Source organism: Caballeronia sp. LZ001 (assembly GCF_031450875.1).
Classification (GTDB): Bacteria; Pseudomonadota; Gammaproteobacteria; order Burkholderiales; family Burkholderiaceae; genus Caballeronia.
Window position 1 is genome coordinate 2,273,404 of the sequence record NZ_JARTVX010000004.1, and the last position, 14,813, is coordinate 2,288,216.

Genomic DNA, 14,813 nt, shown 5'->3' on the forward strand with positions numbered 1-14,813 from the left:
GTGGGGGTAAAGTCTGAAGCTTTGCGTATCTCAATGCGTTTCAGCGCCCGCGAGCGCCTTGGCCACACCGTGCATCGTGAAACGCATGCGCAGATTGCGCAGGACGCCGCCGGCCATCAACGCGACGCCAAGCACGCCGAACACGGCGCTCGTGACGTTCGCCGCACGCGAAAGCGCAGGCGTGCCCGCCGCGTAACCGAGCACGGCACACATGAGCGCGGTCACCAGCGCGACCAGAGCCCAATGGTAAATGTCGATCGGCTCGCGCACCGCGAGTTCCTGTCCGCCGCGCGTCGGCCGCACGGGCTTGCTGGCGTTGCCACCGAAGTTGCCGACCATATTGCCGTCGCGCGTGGCGGTGTCGAAGTCGAGCGTATCGTCCATGATGCGTGTTACCTCTCTCGCTGCCGTCCGCTCGCAGTTGCGATGCACACCGACCGCTTGTTGCAAGCTTGTTCGAATAAGGATGACTCCATCCTTGCAGCTTTCATGCCAGCCGTCTGTGACGGCGTTCAGGAAATGTTCTGCCCGAAGCGGTCCGCGCAAGCCATCACGAAACCGGGTAAGTATTACGCTGTGGACGTGTAAATTTCCTGAGCGAAGCGAGAACCTTGCCGGAAGTTACGCGACGCACATGTGCCAATCAGACAAATTGGGCGATGCCGAACGCCGCACGTTGCCGCAAAGTCGTTGCGAATGGTTAAATAGCGTTTATGAGATGGACTTGTCCGTCTACGGAAAACATCGAGCCGCCTGACGAGCGATCGTACGAATGGATCGCGAGCTTGCTTGCCGTCAAACCATGCGACGTGTTGCTGCCAGGAAACGCCCGAAACTGGCGGCATCAAGCCGAAACTCAGCTAACGCGGCCGGTTCGCATGCTTGGCGCCGCTCTCGCGCATCGACATGCGCCACCACGCTTGACCGATGCCTGGCCGCCATCCGCTCAACCATATTGGCAGAACTCAGGACATATCAGCACACATGGCGACAACCGATCTGGACCCGCCCATCGCCGTCGGCGATACAGCCGCGCAGAAAAAGCGCAATGCGGGGGAAGTGCCGGGCTTGAGATCGTACGGACTGCTGTACGGCTCATCACCCGTGATGCAGGAGTTGTACACGCAGATCGAACGCGTCGCCGGCACCGATGCGACCGCGCTCATCATCGGCGAGTCGGGCACCGGCAAGGAGCTCGTCGCGCGCACCATCCACGATAAAAGCGCGCGCAAGGACGCACCGTTCATTGCCGTGAATTGCGGCGCGATTCCCGACAACCTCATCGAAGCGGAACTCTTCGGTCACGAAAAAGGCAGTTTCACGGGCGCGGTATCGGGACGTATCGGCTACTTCGAACACGCGAATGGCGGCACGCTTTTTCTCGACGAAGTGACGGAGATGTCGCCCGTGCGGCAGGTGAAGCTCTTGCGCGCGCTCGAAACCGGCACGTTCTTTCGGGTCGGCGGCAACGATCTCATTAGCTCCGACGTTCGAGTGATCGCCGCGACCAACCGCGATCCGATTGCCGCCGTGAAGGAAAACGGCTTGCGCGAGGACTTGATGTACCGGCTCGCCGTGTTTCCGCTGCGCGCGCCGCCTTTGCGCGAACGCGATTCGGACCGCGAACTGCTCGCCCAGCATTTTCTGTCCGAAATGAACGCGCAGGAGGGCACGAGCAAGGCCTTCAGCAAGCGCGCGCTCGACGTGCTGCGCACCTACTCGTGGCCGGGCAACGTGCGCGAACTCAAGAACACGGTGTATCGCGCGTTCATTCTCGCGGAGAAGACGGTGGAGATCGCGCATCCGCATCTGGCATCGCGCGTGAAGAAGCCCGTCACTCAGGGCGATGCGATGAACGTCTGGGTCGGCACACCGCTCGCGGATGCGCAGAAGCAGATCATCCTCGGCACGCTCAAGCATTGCGGCGGCGACAAGCGTCGTGCCGCGAAAGCGCTGGGCGTGAGTCTCAAGACGCTCTACAACCGCCTTGGCGCCTATGAAAACGAGGACACCGAATCAGGCGAAGCCCCTTCCGGCGGCAGCAACGAAAGTTGAGCATCCGTCCTTCACGGACGAACAAAAGGCGAGTGCGTGAAAGCGTTCTCGCCTTTTTTATGGAGCGTTGAGCTACGCGTTCCCGCTGCTTGCAATTTCTTGCAATTTTCTCGAACCGGTAATTAGAAGCATGCTTCAAAATGCGCGAAGCTCGCGACATGCACGTGTCGCGCATTCTTACGTGGCGGGGCTTTGGCGGCGATTCCTCAAGGAGATTCGCAGCCTGGCTCACGGCGCCTGGGCAGACGAAGGAAACCAGCAACATGCAGATCAGGGTTGAATGGCGCGGCAAGCGCGCCGCCGCGCTTGCCGCGATCGTGTCGGGCGCTATCGCCTGCGTGAGTCTCAGCGGCTGCAATTCCCTCTATAGCGAAGGCGCGACGGCTGGTGCCGGTATCGCCGGTGCGGCTATCGCGGGCAAGGTGACGAGCAACGCGGCGGTCGCCACGGGTATCGGTCTTGGCGCGGTGGCGGCGGCGCGCGCGGGCGTGCAGTACTCGCAGCGCATCGTGCATACGGACACGCAGGACAAGATCGCGTCGGTCGCCGGCCCGCTCGACGTCGGCTCGGTGGCGCCGTGGATCTCGGTGCATTCGGTGCCTATCGAAGACGACGAGAAAGGCCGCGTGACAGTGAGCCGCCAGATCAGCAGCGGTACGCTCGACTGCAAGGAAATCGTCTTTTCCGTCGATCGCGACGCGACCAAAGACCGTGCCGCCGACAGCGCGTTCTACGTGGCATCCGTGTGCCGCGACGGCGACAAGTGGAAGTGGGCATCGGCCGAACCGGCGACGCCGCGTTGGGGCTCGCTGCAATGACGGAGCGCGTGGCGGTATCCATGGCGCTGCGCCTTGGCTGCATCGCGGCTTTCGCGGCGGCGTGCGTCGCGATGAGCGGCTGCGCGTCGATTGGCGCGGCAAGCGGTGCGCTCGCGGGCGTGGCGACGGGCGCGGTGACGACCAATCCGGCTATCGGCCTGGGCGTCGGCATTGCGGTGCAGGCCGCGACCGACGAAGTCGTGAAGCGCGTGACGAAGTCTCTGCATCAGGATCAACAGGTTGCCATTGCGGTGACGGCGGGCATGTCGGACATCGGCGAGACGCGACCCTGGAAGGTCAAGCACACCTTGCCGGTGGAAAATGGCCACGGCCAGGTGCGAGTGCTGCGCGAGGTCAAGAGCGCGCTTGCGAGCTGCAAGGAATTCGCGTTCTCCGTGGCGGATGGCGACGATCCGAGTTCGCATGAAGACTGGTTCATCGCGACGGCGTGTCAGCAAACCGAGGGATGGAAGTGGGCTTCGGCGGAACCGGCGGTCGAGCGGTGGGGAAATCTACAGTAGGCGGGAGACAGCCGAACCGCTTTTTTGCTTAGAGGCTTCGAACAAGAAGCGCGGCGAGTCCGCGCTTTTTTGTTGGCTTCCATTCTGGCGATGGCTTGATGTTGGCGGGCCAGTGCAGTGCGAGCCTGCCGCGCCGTTCGTTGACCGTTGCCGTGCGCCTGCTACTTTCGAAAACGGCGTGACGAGTACTCGCTTCTCCTTGCCTCGACCTTCAGCGTTCTCACTTGCCTCCAGCACGACGTCATGATCAAAGCCCCAAAGAAAAACGCGGCGTCCTGACCGGTCACCGCGCCTTTCCCGCAAAAACCACCGCCTCAAGCCTCCACGTCTTCCAGACTCAGCATCTCCGTTTGATCGTTGTAAGAGAAGATCTCGCCATAACGACCCCAGTCGATGACCGCATCCAGCGTTTCCTGCGCGGCCTTGTCGGAGAGGAAGTCTTCCAGTTCCTGCTCGAAGCGCACGCGCGGCGCGCGATGCCCCGGCCGCTCGTTCAGCACCTTCTTGATCCGCGCCGCCAGCGGCACGTGCCGCAGCAGATGCTCGGCGAACATCATCTTGCGCTCCTGCGTGCCGAATTCGGCAAACACGCGCGCCTGCGGCGTCAGGAAAATATCGCCTTCGCGCACGTCGGCGAAACCGAGATGCTGCAGCACTTCGGCCACCGGAAAGAGTTCATCGACCTCCAGATGCAGCGTGCGCGCGATTTCCGGCATGTCCGCGCGACCGTGATACGGCTCCGCCGCGAGCGTTTCGATGAGACCCGCCATCAGATTGGTCGACACCGACGGCAGCCAGCTTCCGAGCTCGAGTCCCTTCTTCTTCGATTCATCCAGCTGCCGCGCGGTCATCTTCGCGTAAATGTCGTCGACGAGACGCCGGAACGCCGGGTCCAGGCGATTGCGCGGATGCTTGAACGGCACCTTGATCTCGGCCATCACGCGGCCCGGATTCGACGACAGCACCAGAATGCGGTCGCACATGAACACCGCTTCTTCGATGTTGTGCGTGACGATCAGCACCGACTTGATCGGCATGCGCCCTTGCGTCCACAAGTCGAGCAAGTCGGTACGCAAGTTCTCGGCGGTCAGCACGTCGAGCGCGGAAAATGGCTCGTCCATGAGCAGCAAGGTCGGATCGACGACGAGCGCGCGCGCAAAACCCACGCGCTGCCGCATGCCGCCCGACAATTCGCGCGGATAGGCATTCTCGAAACCGTCCAGCCCGATCAGGTCGATGGCCGCCAACGCCCGTTCGCGCCGCTCGCGCGCCGCCACGCCCTGCGCTTCCAGACCCGCTTCCACGTTTTGCATGACGGTCAGCCACGGGAACAGCGCGAACGTCTGGAACACCATCGCGACGCCCTTCGCCGGTCCGCGCAAGGGCTCGTTCAGATAAGTGACGTCGCCGGCAGTCGGCTCGATCAGTCCGGCGATGATTCGCAACAGCGTCGATTTACCCGAGCCCGAACGTCCGAGCAGACCGACGATCTCGCCTTCGCGCAGCGAGAGGTTGGCGTCGTCGAGCACGAGCAGTTCGCCCTGGGTCTTGTTGAATCCGCGGCTCACGTTCTGCACGCGCAGGATTTCCGCGCCCAGGCGCGGCGGCGTGCCGGGCACGCTGGGCGCTGGCGTGCCCGTCGTGCGCGATGCGCCCGGCGTGTTGGGGTTTTGCGTGTTCTTGGTGTTCTGCATCGGAACTCGTCCTCAATCCAGTCGAAGTCTTGCTTCGGCGTAGGCGTACAGCGGGCGCCACAACAATCGGTTGAACAGCGTGACGAAAAGCGACATCACGGCAATGCCCAGGATGATCTTCGGATAGTCGCCATCCGCAGTGGTCTGCGCGATATACGCGCCGAGCCCGTGCGCGACGACGCTCGTCTTGCCCCACGACACCGCCTCCGCGACGATGCTCGCGTTCCACGCGCCGCCCGATGCCGTGATCGCGCCGGTGATGTAGTACGGGAAGATGCCCGGCAGCATGGCCTTTTTCCACCATTGCCAACCGCGAATCTGAAAGTTGGCCGCGGCCTCGCGGTAATCGTTCGGATACGCCGATGCCCCGGCAATCACGTTGAAGAGGATATACCACTGCGTTCCGAGCACGATCAACGGCGAAAGCCAGATATCCGGGTTCAGATGCCAGCGCACGATGGCGACGACGAACACCGGAAACAGCAGGTTCGCCGGAAACGCCGCGAGAAACTGCGCGACGGGCTGCATCTTCTCGGCGAGCGCGGGGCGCAACCCGATCAGCACGCCGACCGGCACCCACACCACCGACGCAATGCCGATCAGCACGACCACGCGAATCAGCGTGATGAAGCCGAGCACGAACACGTGACCGACATCGCTCCAGCCGACGCCCGTCGACACGAACGAGACCACCTTCCACGTGACGAACGCCGTGACGAGCAGCACGGCCGCGCCCCAGGCGATATCGCCGGTGCGCGTGGACGGCACGGTGGCGCGCAACGGCAGCTTTACGCCTTGCAGCGACGGCAGACGAATCGGGAAGCGCGCGGCCTTCGCGAACAGCCATCCGGCCGGCACCAGCAACCGGTGGATCAGCCGCGTGCGGCGAATCAGATCGAGCAGCCACGATTCCGGCGCGTTGCCCGAGCTCGTGTTCTCCATGCGGAATTTGTCTGCCCACGCGACAAGCGGACGGAACATCAGTTGATCGTAGGCAAGGATAACGACGGTCATCGCCAGAATCACCCAACCGATCGCGGAGAGATTGCGCTCGCCGATCGCCGCGGCCAAATATGCGCCGATGCCCGGCAGCACGATGCTCCGGTTGCCCACCGTGATGGCCTCGGAGGCGACGACGAAGAACCAGCCGCCCGACATCGACATCATCATGTTCCAGATGAGGCCGGGCATGGAGAACGGCACTTCGAGCTTCCAGAAGCGCTGCCAGTTGGTGAGGTGAAAGCCGCGCGAGACTTCATCCAGATCGCGCGGCACCGTGCGCAGCGACTGGTAGAAGCTGAAGGTCATGTTCCACGCCTGGCTCGTGAAGATGGCGAAAATCGCGGCACACTCCGCGCCGATCACGCGCCCGGGAAAAAGCGCGAGAAAGAACGTGACGGTAAACGAGATGTAGCCGAGCACCGGCACCGATTGCAGGATGTCGAGCACCGGCACCAGCACGACCGACGCGCGCCGCTCTTCGCCGCGAGCGTGCCATAAACCAGCGTGAAGATGAGCGAGGCGACCATGGCGAGCAGCATGCGCAAGGTCGTGCGCAGCGCGTATTCGGGGAGATTGCCGGGGTCGAGCGAGATCGCCTGCGTCTGCAGGGTGGAAATAGGCGCGAGCGTCTCGTGGAAACCGACAGCGGCAAGCGCGATGATGCAGATGATCATCGGGAACGCGACGAAGTCCCAGCGATTGGGCAAGATCCGCCATACCGACGCGTTCGCCGTGCGGTTCAGATTGAAACCAAATTCCATGCAACGCCCTCCCCGTAAGGCTTTGTTCCAACCGCGCAAGGCGCGGGATAGTGCTCATGACGGCAAGCCGTCGCGCGGGCAAGACGCCTTCGTGATCGATGACTGCCTGATCGTCGACTCTCGTGGAATCCGTCGCGCTACCCGCATGCTCAACGTATCTGCCCGTCCAAAAGCTGACAGACGACACAGAAAACCAGCAAATGGATAACGTCAGGAAGCCGTCACTCTTTAACCAGTGCGTACCGGCTGTGCGGAACCGAGCGACACTACACCAAGTTTCGTGACAGTCACAATCTTTCGGCGCTCAGGCACGTCATTCGTGTGATGTTTCTATTTGCTCTTCGGCGCCACGGAGGCAAAATAAAGGCTTGGCCGCCGTCGCATCCGCATTTTGAATGGTCTGGCTTTCTTTTGACTTAACCTCTGCCCCAAGCCGACGAGCAGGCCGACCAAAACCACGCCGGGAGTGCGTTTGAGCAGCGACGAAGGCAACACATAACGCAAGAACCGAACCGCCCGTGCTTACCCTGTGTTGGGTAGACGCCGTCTGTGGAGACAAGGCGCTTGCTGGGCGGCGAAAAACATCGTCCAATCGTGGCTATCACTAACAATAATGAGCGCCGATGCAATGCACTACGCCGCCCCGAAGCCGAACGCCCGTCTGCCCGGCTGTTCTCGCTTGAATCCGCGCGCGGCGTGAGCCAGCGTAGCCGAGAACGCGATGAACAAGACCCTCCTGCACCGACTGATCGCGCTCCTCGGACTCGCGCTGCTCGGCCTTGCGTGCTGGATCGCGGCCGGCTTGCTGTCGGACCGAATGGTACAGCAGGAAATGACGGGCACGGTGCGCACCGAACGACAAATGGCGGCATCCATCGTCGACAACATGGCGCAGGTCATCGCAAGCGATCTCGCGATGTCGCGCGCCATTCCCGCCACGCTCGCACAGGTCGAACTCATGCAGCATGCGCTCGCGCAATCGCGGGATTATGCCTCGAACCCCGCGGGCTCGGAAAGCGAACGCCGCGCCGAATGGACCGCGCGTCCCAATCTCGCGAAGGTCAACCGCTTCCTCCATGACGCGCAGGGCTTCTCCGGCCTCGATTCCATCTGGCTCATCAACGACCAGGGCTACTGCATTGCATCGAGCAATTCGGCGGACGACAACAGTTTCATCGGCTACAAGATGAGCGCGCGCGGCTATGTCGCGCGGGCGCTGCTCGGCGGCTTCGTCGAGATGTACGGCGTCGGGCGGCTTTCGGGCGATCCGGGCATCTACATCGCCGCGCCGATCTACGACGACGGCATCCTCGTGGGCGCGGTGATCGCCAAGGTGAGCATCGACCGGTTGCGGCATTGGGTGTCGCGGGCCGGCACCTTCGTCACCGATGAAAACGGCGTCGTGGTGATGGCGCACGACGGCGCGCTCGAGTACCAGGCCATGCCCGATGCGCCCGTCGCCCAGATGACGCCGCGCGAGCGGCTCGAACATTACCGGCGCGAGGACTTTCCGCCGTTGCGCGTCGCGCATGTCGGCGATCAGATGCGCGCGGCCGAGCACTGGCTCGCGCCGACGCTCGCGGAAACCTTCTACGCGACCAACGGCAGCAGCGTGCCCGCGCTCTACGACGAGCGCACCGGGCTGAATTCGGGGCTGTCGGCGCACATCGTCCATCCGCTCACGAGCTGGCCTGAGATCAGCCGCAATCACAGCCGCGACCGCGTGCTGGTGTTCCTGACGATGCTCGGCGTCGTGACACTCGCTATCGTGATCGCCGTCTCGTATTCACGCGAGCGCCGTCTGCATCGCGCGACGCGCGACCTCGCCGAGCAGTTGCAATCGGCCAATACGCTCTTGTCGGCCGAAGCGCGCCACGACGCGCTCACCGGCGCCCTCTCGCGCCGCTACTTTCTCGACACGCTGCGCCACGAAGTGGAACTCGCGCGCTCGGTCGGCACGCCGTTGTCGCTCGCCATCGCGGACCTCGACCACTTCAAGCAGATCAACGACCGTTACGGACACGCGTCCGGCGACCGCGCGCTCGAACACTTCGCCGAAGTGTGCCGCGCGCAGTTGCGTCCGAGCGATGCAGTCGGCCGGCTCGGCGGCGAGGAATTCGGCATCCTGCTGCCGCAGACCGCGCTGGCGGACGCGCAGGCCGTGCTGGAGCGGCTGCGCAAGCGCTTTCATCACGAGCATTGCGCGCATCTTCCCGACGAGGCGGTGTTGTCGGTAAGCATCGGGATTACCGAACTCGCTGCCGACGATGCGCTCGAATGGATTCTCTCTCGCGCCGATCTCGCGCTCTACGAGGCGAAATCGCGTGGTCGCGACCGCAGCGAAGTGCGCCCGGCCGATCCGCCGCCGCCCGCGCGCTATCCCGAGAACTCGCTGATGGGCAAGTAAGCGCGGCATGGCTTGGGAAGGCATCTCGTCGCGCTCGACGGCGTGCAGGTATCATCGACGTTCGATATCGAATGACGCCGCCGTCACGGGAGAAATGCATGAAGGGAAATCTGGTCATCGTGTGCCGCGATCAGGACGCTGAAACGTTCGACCAATTGCTGGCCGAGTACGGCTCGTTCCAGACGCGCCTTTCTTCGACCACGTGGTTTCTGAAGATCGCGCTTGCGCCGGAAGTCATTCAGGAGGAAATTCTCGCGCGGCTTGGCAAGTACACCACGCATTACATCTTCGAGGCTTCGACGGTGACTTACAACACCGTGGATAGTGAAGCGGCCTCGGCGCTGGAAACGTTGTTTGATTGACGTGGGGCATGGATTAATGCCGCCTGGCCTTGAAACGTTGTTCCATTGACGCGGGTTTAGTAAAGACGCCTCCGGACTTTGATTCGGAGGCGATTTTGCTTTCTCGATGCAGGTTCAACGCTTCGGACGTTGAGCATCGTCTGGCCTACTTCGAGCTACACACGAACACGGCCCGACACTGAAACATCGTTCCATAGACATTGGCGCAAAACAAAACGCCTCCGTTTCGATGCGGAGGCGTTTTGTTTTCAGCGCGACGAAAGCCGACGTGCGCGGTTCAAAGAGAAGCACGCTCCTCATGCTGCGCTCCCACGCGCCTTTCGCTCGTCGGCTGCGTGGCGACATCGAACGGGAAGGTCATGACCACCTGCAACCCGCCCGCAGGCTGATTGCCGACCTCGCATTCCCCACCCGCGCGCCGTGCGAGCCGTTCGACGATAGCCAGTCCAAGGCCGCTATGTCCGCTGCCGCCGCGCGCCGGATCGAGCCGCACGAACGGCCGGCTCGCCTTGATGAGATCGTCCGGCGCGATACCCTTGCCGTGATCCGAGACGGTTAGCACCCAGCCCTTTGCCGCGCGCCGTGTCGCAATGACGATGGGCGCCGCGCCGTAGGCATGCGCGTTATCGAGGAGATTCGACAAGAGCCGGTCGAGCGTTGCCGCGGGCAGCACGAAATTCGGCCCGGCTTCCAGGTCGAGCCGAACCGGTTCCGCGGTCGGCGACACCGCGCGATACGTCCGCGCGATTTTCTCGCACTGCTGATCGACCGAAACGGGCTCGCTGCCATCTGGCCGGTCGTGCGCGAATACCAGGAACTGATCGACGATATGCGCCATGGAATCGACATCGCGCACTACGCCATCACGCACCTTGGCGTCGTCCATCATCTCGGCGCGTAGACGCAAACGCGCGAGCGGTGTCTTCAGATCGTGCGCGACGCCTGCGAGCATCACCGCGCGATCGTTCTCGGTTTGCGAGACTTCACGCACCATCTGATTGAAGCCGTGCGTCAGTTGCCGCAACTCACGCGGGCCGCGTTCGGGAACGGGCGGCGTCGGCTGACCGCGACCGAAACGCCCGACCGCTTGCGCCAGCGAGCGCAACGGATATTGCAACTGCCATGCGCCGAAGAGCGCGGCGAGCACGGCGGTCGAGAAAATAAGCGCGAGCCACAGCAGCATGCGGTCGCGCGAGCGCGGCGGCCGCAACGGCTGCACCGGCACAACGATCCAGCCGGCGTCCTTCGCGCCATGCACCCACACGCTGGGCGGCGCGCCGGGTTCGTTCAGGCGAACATCGGTGCCATCCGGCAGACGGTCTTTCAGGTCTTCGATGAAATGAGCGAGCGGCGGCGGCGTGTCTTCGTCGGGCGTTCGGGGCACTTCCGGGCTGTTGAGCGGAAAGATGCGCACGCGCGGCGGCAAGGGTTGATCGGGTGTGTTGGCCATGTGCTGACGCACGGCATCGACGAGAAATGCGGTTTCCTCGACGGCAAAACGCGTCTGCACGTTGTCGCGCTCGAAGCGGATGATGGCGAACCAAGCGACATGCGACAGCACCAGCATGCCGATGACGATGACGACCAGCCGCCCGAACAGCGTGTCAATTGCCCGGCGCATTTTGCTCGCCGTCCGGCACGAACACGTAGCCGCGCCCGCGCACCGTCTGAATGAAACGCGGCGCGGATGGATCGCTTTCCAGAATGCGCCGCAGACGCCACACCTGCACGTCGATACCACGGTCGGTGCCGTCGTATTCCGGCCCGTGCAGCAGTTCGAGCAGACGCTCGCGCGTCAGTGTGCGCATAGGGTTGTTGACGAAAATCTTCAGAAGCGCGAATTCGCTGCCGGACAAGGTGATCGGCCTGTCGTCCTGTTGCAGCGTGCGCGACTGGAAGTCGAGCCTGAAGCGCCCGAACGAATACGGCTCGCGCTGTTCCGGCGCGGCCGATGGAATGGTGCGGCGGCGGCGCAGCACGGCTTGCACGCGGGCAAGCAATTCGCGCGGATTGAACGGCTTGCCGAGGTAATCGTCCGCGCCGAGTTCGAGACCGACGATGCGGTCCACGTCGTCCGCGCGCGCGGTCAGCATGATGACGGGGATGTCGTCGCCCGATGCGCGCAGCTTTCTGAGCGCGGTCAGGCCGTCGACGCCCGGCATCATCAAGTCGAGCACGATCAGATCGGGGCGCTCGCGCTCCAGCCGGCGTTCCAGCGAACCGGCGTCGTGCAGCACCGAAACCTCGATGCCCTGCCGGACCAGGTAGTCGCGCAGAAGGTCGCGCAGTTCGGCGTCGTCGTCGACGACAAGTATTTGCGTAGTCATGGGCTGAAGTTTAGCGCGTGAGACGTAACCGTTTGCCCGCAAGGATGCCGTAAAGGGTTACGGGGTGTTACCGCGAAAGCATCGCGTAAACCTGCGTAATAAGCAGCGACTGTGTCGTAACACGCCACGCGGCGCAAGCCTCTACGCTGTGTCTCACCGACAAGCGCAAAAGCCTGGACGACCTTCTCGGAAATACCGTCGCAAGCGGCTTCGACGTTTCGGCATCGACAATCAATCAGGGAGTCTCACAATGGGCAAGCAATATCGCATTCTTACTGCCGCCGCCACTGCAATTGCACTGACATTCGGCGCCACGGCTTATGCCGCCACCAGCGACGCGCCTCCCGCGCCGCCGCCCGGCGGTCCCGCCATGATGGGTGGCCCCGGTGGTCCTGGCGGCCCTGGCGGTCATCGCATGGAAGAGCGCATGAAGAAGCAGATGGAGCAGCTTCATAGTCAGCTCAAGCTCAACGCAGATCAGGAAAAGCTCTGGCAGACCGCGCAGGACACCATGAAGCAGAACCGTCAGGCGATGCGCGAGAGCCACCGTCAGATGCACGAGCAGATGAAGTCGCTGGAGCAGCAGCCGATTCTCGACCTGAACGCCATGAACGCGGCGCATCAGAAGATCGAGCAGCAGAACCAGCAGTTGCGCGAAGGCACCACGACCGCATGGCTCAACTTCTATAACTCGCTCAACGATCAGCAGAAGACCACTGTGAGCACGGCGCTCAAGAAGCACTTTGCGAAGATGCGCGAGCACGAGCACAAGATGCACGAACGCTGGGGCAAGCGCGATGGTCAGCACGGCGGCCCGGGCGCCGGCGCGCCGGCTGGCGCTTCGGGTACGACGAAGCCCTGAGTTTCGTGGAGCGATGCCCGCCGTCGTGATACGGACGGCGGGCGTTTATGTTCAAGCTCTGCGTTCGCGCGAGCTGGCAGCATCATGCTGCTCTTAGCTTGAGACGCGATGTTGCGCGTCAAAAAAAACCGCGAAGCGCTTTGGGCGCTTCGCGGTTTTGCGCTGCATGGATCTTCTGCTCCACGGCTCTCCGGCACTTAGCGTCCGCGCGAAGCATCCGCAGCGCCCGATCACCCTTCGTCGACCTCAAGCCAGATCGAACAACAGCACTTCCGCGCCTTCACCGCCTTCGACCGTGACTTTCGACACATCCTCGATCTTCGCGGCATCGCCGGCTTTCAGCGCTTCGCCGTTCACCAAAACCGCGCCGCGCGCCACGTGCACGTACACGCGCCGGCCAGCGGGAACATCGAAGTCCGCGCGCTCGGCGCCGTCGAAAAGGCCCGCGAAGATGCGCGCGTCGGCGCCGATTTTCACCGAGCCTTCATCGCCTTGCGGCGAGGCGATCACACGCAGACGGCCGCGCTTTTCCTCATCGCCGAAACGCTTTTCTTCGTAGCCCGGTGCGTTGCCTTGTGCATCCGGAATGATCCAGATTTGCAGAAAGTGGGCCGTCTCGCTGGGCGAACCGTTGTACTCGCTATGCCGCACGCCCGTTCCCGCACTCATGCGTTGCACGTCGCCCGGGCGGATGGTCGAACCGTTGCCCATGCTGTCGCGGTGCGCCAGCGCGCCTTCCAGCACGTAGCTCACGATCTCCATATCACGATGCCCGTGCGTCCCGAAACCCTGTCCGCCCGCGACGCGATCTTCGTTGATCACGCGCAACGCGCCGAAGTGGACGTGCTCCGGATCGTGGTAGTCGGCAAAGGAGAAGCTGTGGTACGAGTCAAGCCAGCCGTGGTTGGCGTGACCGCGTTCACTGCTGCGGCGAATCTCGAACATGATGTGTGCTCCCGTTGAATACGTTGAAATGCGATGGACAGAATGTAAGGGTGTCCACCCCGTCAAACAACGGGCACGCGGGCACTACACCGTCTCGCGCATGAGGGTAATCGGATGCCTCCGCTTCTCACCCGCGCATCTTCCGGCTTCGGGTAAAATACCGCGCTTTTCAGGCGGCCCTGTGGCCAGAGCCGGTCGGGAAAGCCCGTGAAGGCGCGTCTTTCGGCGTCCGCCAACGGCGACCGCCAATTTTGGCCACCTAGAATACGCGCACCAAAGGCGTCATCTCCCGGAGCCCGAACCCCGCGCGCGGCGCGCGTCACGTTCGCAGTTTCCGGCACGTCGGGCACCTTTACAAGGAACCACCATGTTGCAAGGCTACGGTCCGCTGATCCTCGCGGGCACCTGGCAGACCGTCAAGCTGGCGGTGTTGTCGCTCGCGTTCGCCTTCGTGATCGGGCTGATCGGCGCGGCGGCGAAGCTGTCGAAGAATCGAATCGCCTCGGGCGTCGGCACCGTCTACACGACCTTGATTCGTGGCGTGCCCGATCTCGTGCTCATGCTGCTGCTCTTCTACAGCATCCAGATCTGGCTGAATCTGCTGACGGATGCCCTCGGCTGGGATCAAATCGATATCGATCCATTCCTGGCCGGCATTCTCGTGCTCGGGTTCATCTACGGCGCGTATTTCACGGAGACGTTTCGCGGCGCGTTTCTCTCGGTGCCGCGCGGCCAGCTCGAAGCGGGTGCGGCTTACGGCATGACGCCCTGGCAGACGTTCACGCGCATCATGTTTCCGCAGATGATGCGCTTCGCCCTGCCCGGCATCGGCAATAACTGGCAGGTGATGGTCAAGGCGACGGCGCTCGTGTCGATCATCGGTCTCGCGGATGTCGTCAAGGCCTCGCAGGACGCCGGCAAGGGCACGATGCGTTTCTTCTTCTTCACGCTGCTCGCCGGCGCGATCTACTTGGCCATCACCACGATCTCCAATTTCGTGCTGATCTGGCTCGAACGGCGCTATTCCATCGGCGTGCGCAAGGCTGACCTCTGATAGAG

Annotated in this window: 12 protein-coding genes and 1 pseudogene; 7 read left to right on the top strand and 6 right to left on the bottom strand. The window is 63.0% G+C overall.

Annotation, left to right across the window (positions count from 1 at the left end):
- Window positions 1–30: 30 nt before the first annotated feature.
- Complete coding sequence (locus P9292_RS21560; RefSeq protein WP_250463982.1) at window positions 31–384, bottom strand: hypothetical protein; 354 nt, start codon at window positions 382–384, stop codon at window positions 31–33.
- A 600-nt stretch (window positions 385–984) separates the two neighbouring features.
- Between P9292_RS21560 and P9292_RS21565 the strand changes: the two genes are divergently transcribed.
- The 3 genes from P9292_RS21565 (at window position 985) to P9292_RS21575 (ending at window position 3,394) form a co-directional block, all read left to right on the top strand.
- On the top strand, window positions 985–2,055 hold the full coding sequence (locus tag P9292_RS21565) for a sigma-54-dependent Fis family transcriptional regulator (RefSeq protein ID WP_244827448.1): 1,071 nt from the start codon (window positions 985–987) through the stop codon (window positions 2,053–2,055).
- A gap of 263 nt (window positions 2,056–2,318) precedes the next feature.
- The gene (locus P9292_RS21570; RefSeq protein ID WP_244827447.1) at window positions 2,319–2,873 is read left to right on the top strand and encodes a hypothetical protein; all 555 of its coding nucleotides are present in this window, start codon (window positions 2,319–2,321) and stop codon (window positions 2,871–2,873) included.
- Window positions 2,870–3,394 (top strand): hypothetical protein, encoded by a 525-nt coding sequence (locus P9292_RS21575; RefSeq protein ID WP_250463975.1) that lies wholly within the window; start codon window positions 2,870–2,872, stop codon window positions 3,392–3,394. Before P9292_RS21570 ends, P9292_RS21575 begins: the two co-directional genes overlap by 4 nt.
- Window positions 3,395–3,708: 314 nt before the next feature.
- On the opposite strand, the gene P9292_RS21580 is transcribed toward P9292_RS21575, so the two are convergent.
- Both P9292_RS21580 and P9292_RS21585 read right to left on the bottom strand, forming a co-directional pair.
- Window positions 3,709–5,088, bottom strand: coding sequence for an AAA-associated domain-containing protein (locus P9292_RS21580; protein WP_244827445.1), 1,380 nt, complete (start codon window positions 5,086–5,088; stop codon window positions 3,709–3,711).
- A 12-nt stretch (window positions 5,089–5,100) separates the two neighbouring features.
- Window positions 5,101–6,851, bottom strand: a pseudogene (locus P9292_RS21585) (ABC transporter permease).
- 721 nt (window positions 6,852–7,572) lie between these two features.
- Between P9292_RS21585 and P9292_RS21590 the strand changes: the two are divergent.
- Window positions 7,573–9,258, top strand: coding sequence for a diguanylate cyclase (locus P9292_RS21590; protein ID WP_309961161.1), 1,686 nt, complete (start codon window positions 7,573–7,575; stop codon window positions 9,256–9,258).
- Window positions 9,259–9,356: 98 nt separating this feature from the next.
- Window positions 9,357–9,620 carry a hypothetical protein gene (locus tag P9292_RS21595; RefSeq protein ID WP_244827442.1) on the top strand — a complete coding sequence of 88 codons (264 nt, stop codon included), beginning with the start codon at window positions 9,357–9,359 and terminating at the stop codon, window positions 9,618–9,620.
- 277 nt (window positions 9,621–9,897) lie between these two features.
- On the opposite strand, the gene P9292_RS21600 is transcribed toward P9292_RS21595, so the two are convergent.
- Together P9292_RS21600 and P9292_RS21605 are read right to left on the bottom strand one after the other, a co-directional pair.
- Window positions 9,898–11,241, bottom strand: coding sequence for an ATP-binding protein (locus tag P9292_RS21600; RefSeq protein ID WP_309961163.1), 1,344 nt, complete (start codon window positions 11,239–11,241; stop codon window positions 9,898–9,900).
- Window positions 11,225–11,947, bottom strand: a complete 723-nt coding sequence (locus tag P9292_RS21605) for a response regulator (RefSeq protein ID WP_244827440.1) — start codon at window positions 11,945–11,947, stop codon at window positions 11,225–11,227. Before P9292_RS21605 ends, P9292_RS21600 begins: the two co-directional genes overlap by 17 nt.
- A gap of 250 nt (window positions 11,948–12,197) precedes the next feature.
- Here P9292_RS21605 and P9292_RS21610 point away from each other — a divergent pair, with 250 nt between their 5' ends.
- Window positions 12,198–12,809 (top strand): periplasmic heavy metal sensor, encoded by a 612-nt coding sequence (locus P9292_RS21610; RefSeq protein ID WP_244827439.1) that lies wholly within the window; start codon window positions 12,198–12,200, stop codon window positions 12,807–12,809.
- A gap of 246 nt (window positions 12,810–13,055) precedes the next feature.
- Here the strand turns inward: P9292_RS21610 and P9292_RS21615 are convergent, their stop codons facing one another.
- Entirely contained in the window at window positions 13,056–13,754 is a 699-nt protein-coding gene (locus P9292_RS21615; protein WP_250463968.1) for a pirin family protein, read from the bottom strand.
- Window positions 13,755–14,121: 367 nt separating this feature from the next.
- Between P9292_RS21615 and P9292_RS21620 the strand changes: the two genes are divergently transcribed.
- Window positions 14,122–14,808: an ABC transporter permease gene (locus tag P9292_RS21620; protein ID WP_244827437.1), complete on the top strand. Its 687-nt coding sequence runs from the start codon at window positions 14,122–14,124 to the stop codon at window positions 14,806–14,808.
- Window positions 14,809–14,813 lie beyond the last annotated feature (5 nt).

What these genes read in the sequence shown, in the direction of transcription:
- P9292_RS21560 (WP_250463982.1), bottom strand. Translation starts at nt 384, where the DNA reads ATGGACGATACGCTCGACTTCGACACCGCCACGCGCGACGGCAATATG.
- P9292_RS21565 (WP_244827448.1), top strand. Translation starts at nt 985, where the DNA reads ATGGCGACAACCGATCTGGACCCGCCCATCGCCGTCGGCGATACAGCC.
- P9292_RS21570 (WP_244827447.1), top strand. Translation starts at nt 2,319, where the DNA reads ATGCAGATCAGGGTTGAATGGCGCGGCAAGCGCGCCGCCGCGCTTGCC.
- P9292_RS21575 (WP_250463975.1), top strand. Translation starts at nt 2,870, where the DNA reads ATGACGGAGCGCGTGGCGGTATCCATGGCGCTGCGCCTTGGCTGCATC.
- P9292_RS21580 (WP_244827445.1), bottom strand. Translation starts at nt 5,088, where the DNA reads ATGCAGAACACCAAGAACACGCAAAACCCCAACACGCCGGGCGCATCG.
- P9292_RS21590 (WP_309961161.1), top strand. Translation starts at nt 7,573, where the DNA reads ATGAACAAGACCCTCCTGCACCGACTGATCGCGCTCCTCGGACTCGCG.
- P9292_RS21595 (WP_244827442.1), top strand. Translation starts at nt 9,357, where the DNA reads ATGAAGGGAAATCTGGTCATCGTGTGCCGCGATCAGGACGCTGAAACG.
- P9292_RS21600 (WP_309961163.1), bottom strand. Translation starts at nt 11,241, where the DNA reads ATGCGCCGGGCAATTGACACGCTGTTCGGGCGGCTGGTCGTCATCGTC.
- P9292_RS21605 (WP_244827440.1), bottom strand. Translation starts at nt 11,947, where the DNA reads ATGACTACGCAAATACTTGTCGTCGACGACGACGCCGAACTGCGCGAC.
- P9292_RS21610 (WP_244827439.1), top strand. Translation starts at nt 12,198, where the DNA reads ATGGGCAAGCAATATCGCATTCTTACTGCCGCCGCCACTGCAATTGCA.
- P9292_RS21615 (WP_250463968.1), bottom strand. Translation starts at nt 13,754, where the DNA reads ATGTTCGAGATTCGCCGCAGCAGTGAACGCGGTCACGCCAACCACGGC.
- P9292_RS21620 (WP_244827437.1), top strand. Translation starts at nt 14,122, where the DNA reads ATGTTGCAAGGCTACGGTCCGCTGATCCTCGCGGGCACCTGGCAGACC.